The 14,139-nt window shown below is 74.8% G+C and carries 10 protein-coding genes; 2 read left to right on the top strand and 8 right to left on the bottom strand.

All coding sequences use genetic code 11. From position 1 onward, the window contains the following. Positions 1 to 62: 62 nt before the first annotated feature. From ACFO4E_RS26770 to nirB, 3 genes are read right to left on the bottom strand one after another with little or no spacing between them, the layout of a single operon-like run. The gene (locus tag ACFO4E_RS26770) at positions 63 to 1,247 is read right to left on the bottom strand and encodes a uroporphyrinogen-III synthase (RefSeq protein ID WP_378579467.1); all 1,185 of its coding nucleotides are present in this window, start codon (positions 1,245 to 1,247) and stop codon (positions 63 to 65) included. After that, positions 1,244 to 1,624: a nitrite reductase small subunit NirD gene (gene nirD / locus ACFO4E_RS26765; RefSeq protein ID WP_378579498.1), complete on the bottom strand. Its 381-nt coding sequence runs from the start codon at positions 1,622 to 1,624 to the stop codon at positions 1,244 to 1,246. The genes ACFO4E_RS26770 and nirD overlap by 4 nt, the downstream gene beginning before the upstream one ends. 8 nt (positions 1,625 to 1,632) lie before the next feature. Continuing rightward, entirely contained in the window at positions 1,633 to 4,152 is a 2,520-nt protein-coding gene (gene nirB, locus ACFO4E_RS26760; protein WP_378579463.1) for a nitrite reductase large subunit NirB, read from the bottom strand. A gap of 328 nt (positions 4,153 to 4,480) precedes the next feature. Between nirB and ACFO4E_RS26755 the strand changes: the two genes are divergently transcribed. After that, on the top strand, positions 4,481 to 5,101 hold the full coding sequence (locus ACFO4E_RS26755) for a pyridoxamine 5'-phosphate oxidase family protein (protein WP_378579459.1): 621 nt from the start codon (positions 4,481 to 4,483) through the stop codon (positions 5,099 to 5,101). 78 nt (positions 5,102 to 5,179) lie between these two features. Here ACFO4E_RS26755 and ACFO4E_RS26750 read toward each other — a convergent pair whose 3' ends face one another. From ACFO4E_RS26750 to ACFO4E_RS26730, 5 genes are all read right to left on the bottom strand, one after another. Next, entirely contained in the window at positions 5,180 to 5,413 is a 234-nt protein-coding gene (locus ACFO4E_RS26750; protein WP_378579455.1) for a hypothetical protein, read from the bottom strand. A gap of 240 nt (positions 5,414 to 5,653) precedes the next feature. Further along, the gene (locus ACFO4E_RS26745) at positions 5,654 to 7,087 is read right to left on the bottom strand and encodes an FAD-dependent oxidoreductase (RefSeq protein WP_378579452.1); all 1,434 of its coding nucleotides are present in this window, start codon (positions 7,085 to 7,087) and stop codon (positions 5,654 to 5,656) included. Beyond that, on the bottom strand, positions 7,084 to 9,171 hold the full coding sequence (locus ACFO4E_RS26740) for a molybdopterin oxidoreductase family protein (RefSeq protein ID WP_378579449.1): 2,088 nt from the start codon (positions 9,169 to 9,171) through the stop codon (positions 7,084 to 7,086). The genes ACFO4E_RS26745 and ACFO4E_RS26740 overlap by 4 nt, the downstream gene beginning before the upstream one ends. Continuing rightward, entirely contained in the window at positions 9,168 to 10,544 is a 1,377-nt protein-coding gene (locus tag ACFO4E_RS26735; protein ID WP_378579446.1) for an MFS transporter, read from the bottom strand. Before ACFO4E_RS26735 ends, ACFO4E_RS26740 begins: the two co-directional genes overlap by 4 nt. Before the next feature lie 161 nt (positions 10,545 to 10,705). Beyond that, positions 10,706 to 11,599 (bottom strand): SDR family NAD(P)-dependent oxidoreductase, encoded by an 894-nt coding sequence (locus tag ACFO4E_RS26730; protein ID WP_378579444.1) that lies wholly within the window; start codon positions 11,597 to 11,599, stop codon positions 10,706 to 10,708. Between the two features lie 275 nt (positions 11,600 to 11,874). Here ACFO4E_RS26730 and ACFO4E_RS26725 point away from each other — a divergent pair, with 275 nt between their 5' ends. Then, on the top strand, positions 11,875 to 14,115 hold the full coding sequence (locus tag ACFO4E_RS26725; protein WP_378579440.1) for an APC family permease: 2,241 nt from the start codon (positions 11,875 to 11,877) through the stop codon (positions 14,113 to 14,115). The last annotated feature ends 24 nt before the right edge of the window (positions 14,116 to 14,139 follow it).

Raw genomic sequence — 14,139 nt, 5'->3', positions numbered from 1 at the left:
ATTCGTGAGCACGGCTCGTGCGGGCGAAGCGGCACGGCCGGGGCCCGGCCGTGCCCGTGGGGTCACGCCTCCGCCGGCCCCTCCTCCGGCGGGCAGTCGCCGTTGTCGAGGGCGAGCCGGTAGCCGCGCTTGACGACCGTCTGGATGATCTTGGGGTCGCCCAAGGCCGTGCGCAGCCGCGCCACCGCGGTCTCCACCGCGTGGGCGTCGGCGTCGCCGCCCAGACAGGCCAGCAGATCGGCGCGGTCGCGCACCCGCCCGGGGCGGCGGGACAGCTCGCGCAGCACCCGCATGAGCGCCGGGGATACGGGCCGGACCGCACCGTCGAGCAGCACCGCCTGGCCGCGCAGGCGCATCCGGTGGCCCGCGACGGGCAGGGTGGGAAAGCGCTCGGGCAGCTCCTCCGACAGCCGCTTGACCAGGGCGCCGATGCGGGCGCGCGCCGGCCACACGGTCGGGATGTCCAGGCTCATCAGCGGGCCCGCGGTCACCGGCCCCACGCACATGGCGACCACGCCGCCGCTGAGCGCCCCCACCAGCCCCTCGCGGACGCCGGTGACCGCGGCGCGGTCCAGCAGCCCTGCGGCGGCCGGGGCGCTGGTGAAGGTGACGGCGTCGACGCCGCCGCCGATCACGGTGTCGATGAGCCGGTCGAGCGCTGCGACGTCCTCCGGCGCGGTCCACCGGTAGACGGGGACCTCCACCACCTCGGCGCCGGCCATCCGCAGCGCCGCGGTGAAGTCGGGCAGCGGTTCGCCGTGCAGCTGGACGGCCACCCGCAACCCGTCGACCCCCGCTGCCAGCAGGTGGTCCAGGACCTCGGCGGAGGACTCCGACGGCGGCGACCACTCCTCGGTGAGCCCGGCGGCGCGGATGGCGCCCTTGGCCTTGGGCCCGCGCGCCATGAGCCGGGCGCCCTGGAGCGAGGCCAGCAGGGGTTCGGCCAGCCCCCAGGTCTCGCACGCCTCCACCCAGCCGCGGAAGCCGATGCCGGTGGTGGCCACGACGATGTCGGCGGGCCGGGCGATGAGGTCGCGCGAGACCCACGCCAGGCGCTGGTCGTCGCTGAGCGGCACGATCCGCAGCGCCGGCGCGCACGTCACCGCCGCACCCTTGCGCCGCAGGAGCGCGGCGAGCTCGTCGGCGCGGCGGGCGGCGGTGACCGCCACGGTGAACCCGGCCAGCGGCGCCACGGGCCCGGCGGGGCCCGCGGCGCGTGCGGCGGGAACGGCGGCTGCGGCGGTCATGCCGATGTCTCGTCGGCTTCGACCCGCACCTCGACGGCACCGTCGCGCAGCCGGGCCGCGTAGATGGGCAGGCGGACCGCCGGGTCGTCCAGGCAGGCCCCGGTGCGCAGCGAGAACACCTGCTTGAGCATGGGCGATGCGACCGTGGGCTCGCCCGCGCGGTCGCCCACGATCCCGCGGGACATGACGGCGGCGCCGCTGAACGGGTCGATGTTGCCGACGGCGTGCAGCGCGCCGTCGTGGGTGCGGAACAGCGCGACCTGGCCGCCGTCGGGCAGCAGGACGGCGACGCCGCGCTCGGCGGTGAGCCGGGCCGCGGGGCAGGCGGTGATCCAGCCGGTGGAGGCGGCGCGGGGCGGCAGCGTGCGTACGGTCACGGTCACGATCAGACCTCCAGGGTGTCGGGCCGGCGGACGGGCAGTCCGAGGGCGACGGGACCGGCCGGTACCGGCTGGTCGCGTTCGACCTCGAAGCTGATGGTGGGGTCGGGCGCCTCGGGGGCATTGGCGAACGACACGAACCGGGCGAGCTTGTGGGGGTCCTCCAGGACGCCGCGCCATTCGTCGCTGTAGTCGGCGACGTGGCGCCGCATGGCGGCCTCCAGCTCCGCGGCGATGCCCAGGGAGTCGTCGACGACGACGGCGCGCAGGTGGTCCAGGCCGCCGTCCAGCGCCTCGATCCAGGCGGCGGTGCGCTGGAGCCGGTCGGCGGTGCGGACGTAGAACATCAGGAACCGGTCGATGTAGCGGACGAGGGTGGGGCCGTCGAGGTCGGAGGCGAGCAGTTGGGCGTGGCGCGGGGTGAACCCGCCGTTGCCGCCGACGTAGAGGTTCCAGCCGTTGTCGGTCGCGATGATCCCGAAGTCCTTGCCGCGGGCCTCGGCGCACTCGCGGGCGCACCCGGAGACCCCGGCCTTGAGCTTGTGCGGGGAGCGCAGGCCGCGGTAGCGCAGCTCCAGCTCGATCGCCATGCCCACCGAGTCCTGCACGCCGTAGCGGCACCAGGTGGTGCCCACGCACGACTTCACCGTGCGCAGCGCCTTGCCGTAGGCGTGGCCGGACTCGAAGCCGGCGTCGACCAGCCGCCCCCAGATCTCGGGCAGCTGCTCGACGCGGGCGCCGAACAGGTCGATCCGCTGCCCGCCGGTGATCTTGGTGTAGAGGCCGAAGTCGCGGGCGACCTCGCCGATGACGATGAGCCTCTCGGGCGTGATCTCGCCGCCGGGTATCCGGGGCACGACGGAGTAGGTGCCGTTGCGCTGGATGTTGGCGAGGAAGTGGTCGTTGGTGTCCTGGAGGGCGGCCTGCTCGCCGTCGAGGATGTGGCCGCCCCCCAGGGAGGCCAGGACGGAGGCGACCGCGGGCTTGCAGATGTCGCAGCCGCGCCCGGTCCCGTGCCGGGCGATGAGCTCGGAGAAGGTGGAGACGCCGGTGGCGAGCACGATCTCGACGAGTTCGGCGCGGGAGTGGGTGAAGTGCTCGCACAGCGCCGACGACTGCTCGACCCCGGCCTCGGCCAGCAGCGTCTTGAGCATCGGCACGCACGATCCGCAGCTGGTGCCGGCGCGGGTGCAGGACTTGACGGCGGGGACGTCGGCCGCGCCGTCGCCGATGGCCTCCAGGATGGCGCCCTTGGTGACGGCGTTGCACGAGCAGATCTGGGCGTCGGCGGGCAGCGCCGCGACGCCCGCCCCTCCCCCGCCCTCGCCGCGGGCGGGGGCGATGAGGTCGAGCGGGTCGCCGGGCAGCTCGCGGCCGACCAGCGGGCGCAGCCCGGCGTAGGCGGTCGCGTCGCCGACCAGGACGCCGCCGAGCAGCGTCGTGGCGTCGTCGGAGACGACGAGCTTGGCGTAGCGGCGGCCGGGGGCGTCGTTGACGACGACCTCCAGGGCGCCCTCGGCGGTGGCGGCGGCGTCGCCGAAGCTGGCGACGTCCACGCCGAGGAGCTTGAGCTTGGTGGAGGTGTCGGCGCCGGTGAACTCGGCGTCGCCGCCGGCCAGGCGGTCGGCGACGACTTCTGCCATGGCGTTGCCGGGGGCGACGAGGCCGTAGACCGTGCCGTCGGTGCTGGCGCACTCGCCGACGGCGTGGATGCGGGGATCGCTGGTGCGGCAGGCGGTGTCGACGGCGACCCCGCCGCGCGGGCCCAGCTCCAGCCCGGCGGAGCGGGCGAGCTCGTCGCGGGGGCGCACGCCGACGGAGAACACGACGATCCCGGCGTCGATGTGGCGGTCGTCGCCGAGGCGGACGCGCAGCATGCCCGGTGTCCCGCCGGGTTCGATGGCGGTGAGGCCGGCCTCGGTGTGCACCGTCACGCCGGTCTCGTCGATGAGGCGGCCCAGGAGCGCGCCGCCGCCTTCGTCGACCTGCCGGGGCATGAGCCAGGGCGCCATCTCCACGACATGGGTGCGCACGCCGAGCAGGCGCAGGGCGTTGGCGGCCTCCAGTCCGAGGAGCCCGCCGCCGATCACGACCCCGGTTCCGGTGCCCTCGGCGGTGCGGGTGATGGCGTCGAGGTCGTCGATGGTGCGGTAGACGTGGCAGCCGGGCAGGTCGCGGCCTGGCACGGGGGGCACGAAGGGGGTCGACCCGGTGGCCAGGACCAGGGTGTCGTAGCCCAGGACGGCGCCGCTCGCGGTGGTGACGGTGCCGGCGTCGCGGTCGATGGCGGTCGCGGTCTCGCCCAGGCGCACGTCCACGTGGGGGTGCACGCCGAGGTCGGGCAGGCTCAGGTCGTCCGCCGTCGCGCCGTCGAAGTAGGAGGACAGGGCCACCCGGTCGTAGGCGGGGCGGGGCTCCTCACCGAGGACGGTGATGTGCCAGGCGCCCGCGCCGTCGCGAGCGCGCACCGCCTCGACGAGGCGGTGGCCCACCATGCCGTTACCGATGACGACGAGCTGTCTCATACCTCGTGCTCCTCCTCGCTGCCCTTCCGATACCGCGCGGAAGCGGAACGGGCACTGGGGCGGCGGCCTATGTGGGAACCAGGCAACCCGGAGGGTGTTTCCACTCCGTCAGCCGGACATGAAGGCGGTGTTTCGTTGTGCTGTCACCGCAGGTGAGAAGCGCGTGAAACGCTCCGGCCAGGGATAAGGCCCGCGGCTGGGCGCCCCCGGCGGTGTGTGCGAGGGGATGGCGCCGCTCACGGTGGGCGCGCCGGCACGCGTCCGGACGGATCGCGGCGAGTCCGGAAAAGGGAATGTCGGGAACGGGACCGCGTGGGAGACTTCGGGCATGGGCAAGACCTACGAATCGATCGACGCCGGGCTCGCCGGATTCCTGCTCTCCCAGCCGGTGTTCTTCGTCGGCACGGCGCCCTTGGCCGGTGAGGGCCACGTCAACGTGTCCCCCAAGGGCATGGCGGGGACGTTCGCCGTGGTCGACGGATCCACCGTGGCCTACCTCGACTACTCGGGCTCCGGCACCGAGACCATCGCCCATCTGCGGGAGAACGGCCGGATCGTGGTGATGTTCTGCGCCTTCGACGGCCCGCCCAAGATCGTCCGCCTCCACGGCCGGGGCCGCGTCGTCCGCCCCGCCGACGACGGGTTCGCGGGGTTGCGCGCGCTGTTCCCCAAGGAGCGGACGCTGGGCCAGCGGTCGATCATCGTGGTCGACGTCGTGCGCATCGCCGACTCCTGCGGGTTCTCGGTCCCGCTGATGGAGCAGCGGGGCGACCGCGACCTCCTCGACCGCCAGCACGGGCGCAGGGACGAGGCCCACTTCGAGAACTACTGGCGCACCCGCAACGCCGAGAGCATCGACGGCCTCCCGGGTGTGCCCGTGGCCGCGGCGACGCCCACGCCGGCCGCCGCCCGTGACCGGCGCACGCAGGGCTCACCCCACGGCTCGTAGCCGGCTCCCCTGTCGCCGGGCCCATCGCGCCGCGCATCGGCCCGGGGCGTGTCCCTGGCCGACCACGCCATAGTGCGGTCAGCGGCCCTCGCGCGCTTCGCGTTCCCGGGCCGCCCTTGCCGCGGCCCTGGCCCCCCGGCGGCGCAGCTCGGCGCGGTGCAGCCATTCGTAGACCGCGTCATAACCGGCCATGCCGACCGCCACCAGGCCCAGGATGCCCGCGATCACCCCGACCGGTACCAGGTCCAGCACCACGCAGAGCACGGAGACGACCAGGAGCCCCGCCCCGATGCCGAGACTCCACTTCCCCAAACCGCTCACGTCACCACACCAGCTTTCAGGGCGGCGCAGGCAGCCCGTTCGTCCCGACTACCCGGAGTCTAGACGGCGCCGGGCGCGGGCCGGCACCCGGCCGGGCGGCGACGGCCGTGCACCGCGGCGCCGGAACCCGCGCCGACGCGCACCCCTCCTCACTCCGGCGCGGCCCGGTACCGGTGCCCCGCGCCCGCCGCGCCGACCGCACGCCGGCGTTCCCCGTTCCAGGACGCCGGGTCACGGCACCTTGGCCGGGGTGGTCGACGCCCACTGCGACAGAAGAGCGTCCACGTCGCGGGTGCAGCCCCCGCAGCCCGTCGTGGCCCGGGTCGCCGACGCGATCGCCTCCCGGGTGCGGTCGCCGTCGAGCCAGGCCGACTCGATGGTGCTGCGGGCGACCGCGTTGCAGCGGCAGATCAAGGGGTCGGCCGTCTCCGGCGTCGCCGGGGTGTCGGCCGCGGGTCGCCCCAGGAGCAGGGCGAGCCGGTCGTCGGGGACCGGGGCGTCGCCGTCGTAGATCTGGGCGATGGACGACGCCGATTCGGGGAACCCGAGCAGGACGGCTCCGGCGATACGGCCCTGCCTCACCGACAGCTTGGCGTAGCGCCCGCCGTGGGGGTCGGCGATCGTGACGGTCTCGGCGGTGTCCTCCGCTTCGGCGTCGCCGAGGGCGGTCAGGTCGATCCCCTCGGCCTTGAGCCGGGTGACCGGCCGGGCTCCGCGGTAGCGGGCGCCCACGTCGGTGCCGGTGAGCAGGTCGGCGAGGACGGCGGCCTGCTCCCATCCGGGCTGGACCAGGCCCGCGCAGCCGCCGCTGTGCTGGGCGCAGTCGCCGATCGCGTGCACGCGCGGGTCGCCGCTGGTGAGCCGGTCGTCCACGAGGATCCCGCGGTCGACGGGGATGCCCGCCCGCTCCGCCAGCCCGGTCTCGGCGCGGACCCCGGCGGTGACGACGAGGGCGTCGCCGGCCAGGACCCGGCCGTCGTCCAGTTCCAGCCCCGTGCCGGGGATCCAGCGCGCGGCCACCCGCCAGGAGTGCACGTCGACCCCGATGGCGGCGTAGCGGCCGGCGAGGATCTCGGCGGCCGGGCGGTCGATCTGGCGGCGCATGATCCACGGCGAGGATTCGACGAGCGACACGCGGGCCCCGCGTTCGACCAGCGCGCGTGCCGCCTCCAGGCCGAGCACGCCGCCGCCGAGGACGACCACGGGGGCGCCGGGCCGGGTGAGGGCGAGGACGCGCCGGGTGTCGGCCATGTCGCGCAGGGCGCTGACGCCCTCGGCGGGGGCGCCGTCGAGCGCGATGACGCCGTCGAGCGGGGGCAGGGCGGCTCGGGCGCCGGTGGCCAGGACGAGGTCGTCGTAGTCCACCGTGGTGCCGTCGTCCAGGGTGACGCGGCGCGCGGCGGTGTCCAGGCCGGTGGCGGCGGTGCCGGTGCGCAGGGTGATGGCGGGGCCGTCGGGGAAGGGCAGCCGGATGTCGTCGAAGGTGTGGGTGCCCGCGACGAGCCCCGGCAGCAGGACCCGGTTGTAGGCGGGGTCGGCCTCGGCTCCCGCGACGGTGAGCCGGACGCGCTCCCCGGCGGGGTCGCGGCGGGCGACTTCGTCGGCGAACCGGGAGCCGACCATCCCGTTGCCGATCAGAACGACGTGGCGGGGCGCGGGGTTCACGCGGTACCTCCCTGGCGGTCGGGGCCGTCCGGCTCCAGGCGGACGGCGCTGACCTTGAACTCGGGCATGCGGCTGGTGGGGTCGAGCGCCGGGTTGGTGATGTTGTTGGCGGCCTGGTCGCCGCCGTAGTGGAACGGCAGGAAGACGGTGTCGCGGCGGGCGTCGGCGCGGTGGCGGACCCGGGCGCGGGTCGTGCCGCGGCGGGAGGTGACCAGGGCCGGGTCGCCGTGGGCGAGGCCGGCGCGCGCGGCGGTGTCGGGGTGGACTTCGACGTAGGCCTCGGGCTCGGCCGCGGCGAGTTCGGGGATGCGCCGGGTCTGGGCGCCGGACTGGTAGTGGCCCATGAGCCGGCCGGTGGTGGCGATGAGCGGGTAGGCGGTGTCGGTGGGCTCGGCCGGGGGCCGGTGGGCGACGGGGGCGAACCGGGCGCGGCCGTCGGGGTGGGCGAAGGAGTCGAGGAACAGCCGCGGGGTGGGCGCCCCGCCGGCCGGAACGGGCCAGTGCAGCTCCTCGCCGGATGCCAGCCGCTCTCCGGTGACGCCGGAGTAGTCGGCGGTGCCGCCGGCGGAGGCGGCGCGCAGCTCGGCCAGGACCTCGTCCGGGTCGGCGGGGAAGCGGCCGGCGGGCTGGCCCAGGCGCGCGGCGAGGTCGCCGATCAGCCGCAGGTCGGTGCGGACCCCCTCGGGCGGGGCGGCCGCGGCGCGGCGGCGCAGCACGCGCCCTTCGAGGTTGGTCATGGTGCCGTCCTCTTCGGCCCACTGGGTGACCGGAAAGACGACGTCGGCCATGCGCGCGGTTTCGGACATCACGAAGTCGGCCACGACCAGCAGGTCCAGGGCTGCGAGGCGGTTTCGGACACGGCCGGCGTCGGGCGCCGAAACGGCGGGGTTGGAGCCGAAGAGCAGCATCGCGCGCGGGCCGCCGTCGGTCCCCAGTGCGTCGAGGAGTTCGTAGGCGCTGCGCCCGGGGCCGGGCAGGTCCTCGGGGGCGATCCCCCACACTCCGGCCACATGGGCGCGGGCGCGCGGGTCGTCGATCTTGCGGTACCCGGGCAGCTGGTCGGCCTTCTGGCCGTGCTCGCGCCCGCCCTGGCCGTTGCCCTGGCCGGTGATGCAGCCGTAGCCGGACCCGTGCCGCCCGGGCAGGCCCAGGGCGAGGGCGAGGTTGATCCAGGCGCCGGCGGTGTCGGTGCCGGTGGCGTGCTGCTCGGCGCCGCGGCCGGTGAGGACGTAGGCGCGGGCGGCGGTGCCCAGCAGGTGGGCGGCACGGCGGATGTGGGCGGCGGGGACCCCGGTGACGTGTTCGGTCTGCTCGGGCCACCAGGCGGCGGCCTGCCGCCAGGCGTCGTCGAACCCGGTGGTGCGGGCGTCGATGTAGGCGTGGTCGAGCAGCCCCTGGGTGCGGGCGGCGTGCAGGAGGCCCAGCGCCAGGGGCAGGTCGGTGCCGGGGCGGGGCGCCAGGTGCAGGCCGCCGTTGGCCAGGGCCTGCTCGGCGGTCGCCGAGCGGCGCGGGTCGACGACGATGAGGCGCGGGGCGGCGAGGTGCCCCATCATCGGCGGCATGGTCTCGGCGGGGTTGGCGCCGGCGAGCAGGACGACGTCGGCGCCGCCCAGGTCGGCCAGCGGGAAGGGCAGCCCGCGGTCAAGGCCGAAAGCGCGCATCCCGGCGGCGGCGGCCGAGGACATGCAGAACCGGCCGTTGTAGTCGATCTGGGAGGTGCCCAGGGCCACGCGGGCGAACTTCCCGAGCAGGTAGCTCTTCTCGTTGGTGAGCCCACCGCTGCCGAAGACGGCGACGGAGTCGGGGCCGTGGCCGGCGCGCAGCTCGCGCAGGCGGCCGGCCACGTGGTCCAGCGCGGTGTCCCAGTCGACCTCGGTGAACCCGGTGCCGCGCCCGGCGCGCATCAGCGGCGCGGTGATGCGGTCGGGCGAGGCGAGCAGGTCCGCGGAAGTCCAGCCCTTGCGGCACAGCCCTCCGCGGTTGGTGGGGAACGCGGCGGGCCGGGCCGCCAGTGCGCCGTCGGCACCCGGTTCCAGGTGCATGGCGCACTGGAGGGCGCAGTAGGGGCAGTGGGTCCGGGTCATGGCAGGGTGGCCGGGGCCGGCGCGGTGGCGGCGGCCGCGGGCCGGCGCATGTACACGGTGTAGGTGACCGCCATGCACACCAGGTAGAAGACGAGGAAGGCGGCGTAGGCGGGGGTGGCGCCGCCGAAGCTCTCGAAGGACTGGCGGAAGACGAGGTTGATCGCCACGCCGCCGAGCGCGCCCACCGCGCCGACCAGCCCCAGCACCGCTCCGGCGACGCGCTTGAAGTGGGCGGTGGCCTCGGCGGAGGGGGTGCCGGCGTCGGCCATGTCGGCGGCGCGGGCGGCGTAGATCGCGGGGATCATCTTGTAGGTCGACCCGTTGCCCACCCCGGTGAGCAGGAACAGCGTGATGAACCCGGCGGTGAACAGGGCCAGGGAGTCCTGGGTGGAGGCGAGGATGATGACTCCGGTGCCGGCCGCCATCGCCGCGAAGTTCCACAGGGTCACCTTGGCGCCGCCGAGCCGGTCGGCGAGCAGGCCGCCGAGGGGGCGCACCAGCGAGCCCAGCAGCGGGCCGATGAAGGTGACGGCGGCGGCTTCCAGCGGGGTGCGGTCGAACTGGTTCTGCAGGAGCAGCCCGAAGGCGAAGCCGAACCCGATGAACGATCCGAAGGTCCCGATGTAGAGGAACGACATGATCCAGAAGTCGCGGTCGCGCGCCGCGGCGAGCTGCGCCCCGATGTCGGCGCGGGCCCCGGAGAGGTTGTCCATGTGCCGCCAGGACACCCAGCACGCCGCCGCGAGCAGGGGGATGTAGAGGGCGGCGAGCACGTGGCCGTAGGACACGCCCAGCACCGCGATGACCCCCAGGCCGACCAGCTGCACCACGGGGACCCCGATGTTGCCGCCCCCGGCGTTGAGGCCCAGCGCCCAGCCCTTGCTGCGCTCGGGGAAGAACGCGTTGATGTTGGACATGGAGGAGGAGAAGTTCCCGCCGCCCAGGCCCGCCGTCGCGGCGAGGAGCACGAACACCGCGAAGGGCGTTTCGGGCCGCTGGATGAGCAGGATCGCCAGGCCGGTGGGGATGAGCAGGGCGGCCACCGAGACCAGTGTCCAGTTGCGCCCGCCGAACTTGGGGACGGCGAGGGTGTAGGGCACCCGCAGGACGGCGCCGACCAGGGTCACCACCGACACGAGCAGGAACTTCTGCGCGGGGGTGTAGTCGAACCCGGTCTCGGGGGTCATGAACAGGGTGAGCACCGACCATATGGTCCAGATGGAGAAGCCCAGGTGCTCGGCGAAGATCGAGGCCCACAGGTTGCGGTTGGCGATCCGGCGCCCCGAGCGCTCCCAGAAGGCGGTGTCCTCGGGGTCCCACTGGCTGATCCAGCGCCCGGTGGTGCGGTGCGGTGTCGCGGTTGGGGACGTCACGGCCCGGCCTTCCTCGTCGACGTGGGGTCCCCGACGACGTTAGGAAGCCGGGGTTTCCGTGGCGTGTCACGCCGTAACACCCAGGCAACGGACCCCTCACGCCGCCCTCCGACCTGCGGAGAGATCCCGGTGGCGCGGCGGCCGAAGGCGCGTGGCGCCGGTCACAGGTCCGCCGGGAGTCCCGTGAGGCGGGCGCTCTCCTCCCACAGCCGGTCGCAGCGGGCGCGGTCGGTGGTGTGGCCGGCGGTGGGGACCGCCCTGCGCTCGACGTAGAAGCGGCCGGTGACGCCGTCGACGGCGCGGGAGGACGCCAGCCACGCGGGGGTGTCGGCGCCGACGTCGGGGCCGGGCCTGCGGCCCAGGTTGCCGAGCACGGTCTGGAAGAGCCACAGCGCGCCGCGCGAATCGCGGCCCAGCTCGGTGTCCTTGATGATGCCCGGGTGGGCGCCGTTGACGGTGATGCCGGTGATGCCGGCGTCGGCGAGCCGGCGCGCGAGGCCGTAGACGAACATCGCGTTCATGTTCTTGGTCTGGCCGTAGGCGACGAACGGGCGGAAGCTCGGGACGGGGCCGAGGCGCTGCCGGGTGAAGCCGAGGTCGTCGAGGTCGACGGGGAGGCGGGCCAGCGCCCCCGGGTCGGCCCCCACCACGATGAAGCGCGCCGTGCGGCCTTCCAGGGGGCGGATGAGGGAGCGCATGAGCAGGTAGGGGCCGAGGTGGTTGGCGGCCAGCGTCCGCTGGACGCCTTCAGGGGTCGTCTCGGCGACCGGGGCCATGAGCGCGGCGTTGGAGATCACGATTTCGGGCGGCGTGCCGCCGGCCAGGCGGTCGGCGAGGGCGCGGACCTCGGCCATGAGGGAGAGGTCGGCGCGCTCGGTGGCCACCCGGGCGGCGGGGACCGCGGAGAGGATGCGCCGCCGCGCCGCGGCGAGGCGCTCGTCGCTGCGCCCGACGAGGACGACGGGCCGGCCTTCGGCGGCGAGCCGCCGGGCGATGGCCTCGCCGATGCCCGCGGTGGATCCGGTGACGACGGCGGGGCGGGGGGTGTCGGCCATGTGGGTGTGCCTCCTGCGAAGCGGTGGGGGGTGGTCGGGGGCGCGGCGGTCCGGGACCGTCCATCGGTGCCGGGGTGCGCTCCGCTCCGGCGGGGCGGCCCGCGGGCCCGGGGCGGTGCGCCGCAGCCCACCGAAGGGGCGGTTGACGTCGTCAACATACCCGCGGAAGTTGACGACGTCAACATCGATTCGCTCGGGAGCGCGCCGAAAACCGATCCACGCCCCCTCCGCGCCGGTCCGCACTCAGCGGCGAACCGTGGGTGACACTGAGTGTCATGTCGGATACGAGGCGAGACAGCGGCGGGAGCGAGGACGGGCAGCAGCTCGGTCCGCCCGGACCCTCCGCCGCGGTGCCCGCTCTGGACCCCGAGCAGCTCCAGGTCCTGCGCCACCTGGGCCGCGAGTGGGAGCGGGTGTCGCGCGACCCCGAGGTCTGGCGCCGCGCGCTGCCGGTCGACCCCGACCTGGGCAGCTTCCCCGAACGGCACGAGATCCGGCCGGCCCCGGTCGTCCGCCTGGTCCGCGTCACCGGCCTGGGCGGAACCGAGCACGAGGCCGAGGCCGCCGAGGCGGCCGACCTGCCGCCGACCCGGCTGGGCCGCGCCGCCCACCGCGTGCGGCGGGCGCTGCTGGGCGCCCCCCTGCGCAACACCGCGCTCGTGCGCGAACGCATGCGCAAGCTGATCGCGCTGCCCGTGCTGTCCGCCGACGTCCTCTCCTCGGTCGCCTACGCGCCCGAGGCCATGCTGACCGTCCTGATCGTGGCCGGGGCCGCCGGGCTGGCCTACACGGTGCCGATCTCCGCGGCGATCGTGTTCCTCATGCTCGCCGTCGCGGTGTCCTACCGCCAGACGATCCGCGCCTACCCCCACGGCGGCGGCTCCTACATCGTGGCCGGCGAGAACCTCGGGCGGCTGCCCGGGCTCGTGGCGGCGGCGGGCCTGATGACCGACTACATCCTCACCGTCGCCGTGTCGGTCGCCGCGGGCGTCGCCGCGATCACCTCGGCCGTCCCCGCTCTCGTCCCCGCCACCGTCCCCCTGGGCCTCGGGGTCATCGCGGTCCTGCTCGCCGGCAACCTCCGCGGGATCCGCCAGGCCGGGATCCTGTTCGCGGCGCCGACCTACGCGTTCATCGCCGCCATGTTCGCGCTGGTCATCACCGGCCTCGTCCAGGCCCTCAGCGGGTCGTCGCCTGCTGCGCCGCCCGCCCCGCACGCGCAGGCGGCGCAGGGGGTGGGGGTGCTGCTGGTGATGCGCGCCTTCGCCTCGGGCGCCACGGCGATGACGGGCATGGAGGCGATCTCCAACGCGGTCCCGGCCTTCAGGCGGGTCGAGTGGCGCAACGCCCGCACGACGCTGACGTGTATGGCCGTCCTGCTCATCACGCTGTTCGCGGGGCTGATCGCGCTGATCGAGCTGACGGGGACCGTCCCCGGCGGCACCCACCAGACGGTGCTCTCGCAGCTGGCCCGGCTCAGCTTCGGCACGGGGTGGATGTACGTGTTCGTCCAGGCGGCCACCGCGGCGATCCTGCTGCTGGCGGCCAACACCGCCTTCAACGACTTCCCCCGCGTGCTGTCGCTCATGGCGCGCGACAACCACGCGCCGCGGATCTTCCTGCGGTTGGGCGACCGCCTCGCGTTCAGCAACGGGATCATCCTGCTCTCGGTCGTGGCAGCCGTCATCTTCGCGGCGTTCGGCGGTGTGACGACGGCCCTGATCCCCCTGTACGCGGTCGGGGTGTTCCTCGCCTTCACCCTGTCGCAGTCGGGGATGGTGGTGCACTGGTGGCGGCTGCGCGGGCCGCACTGGCGCAAGAGCCTGGCCTTCAACGCGACCGGCGCCACGCTGTCGGCGCTCGTGCTGCTCACCGCCGCGATCGCCAAGTTCACCGAGGGCGCGTGGGTGGCGGTGTTCATCGTGGGGCTGCTGGTCCTGATGTCCCTGCGCGTGCGCCACCACTACACCACCGTCGACGCCGCCCTGCGGCTGCGGCCCCACGCGATCGAGCTGCCCCGGCACGCGATCTGCTCACCGGGCACCGGCGGCGTGGAGGGCCCGGGCGAGGCCGGCGACGGCAGGACCGAGGAGGAGAACGAGGAGACCCCCTCGGAGATCCACCACCTGTCGGTCGTGCCCATCGAGACCGTGGACCTCGCCAGCATGCGGGCCCTGGCGTATGCGGCCTCGCTCCAGCAGCCGGTGCTCGCCCTGCACCTGAGCCCCAGCGAGGAGGAGGCCGAGCGCTTCCGCGGGTACTGGACGCAGTGGGGCGATCACCTGCCGCTGGAAGTGGTCGTCTCCCCCTACCGCGCCATCGTCGCCCCGCTGGTCAACTACGTCGAGGCGCTCCACCTCCAGCGCCCCGACCTCACGGTCACCGTCATCCTGCCCGAGGTCGTCACGCGGCGCTGGTGGCACGGCCTGCTGCACGACCGCCTCGCCGCCCGCCTGCGGCGCGCCCTGCGCCACCTGCCCAAGATCGTCATCACCACGGTGCCGTTCCACGTGTAGGGGACCTCGGCCGACCGCGGGCAC

Origin of the sequence: Nocardiopsis mangrovi (assembly GCF_042653925.1) — a bacterium.
Classification (GTDB): Bacteria; Actinomycetota; Actinomycetes; order Streptosporangiales; family Streptosporangiaceae; genus Nocardiopsis_B; species Nocardiopsis_B mangrovi.
This window is presented reverse-complemented; position numbering and strand designations above follow the sequence as displayed.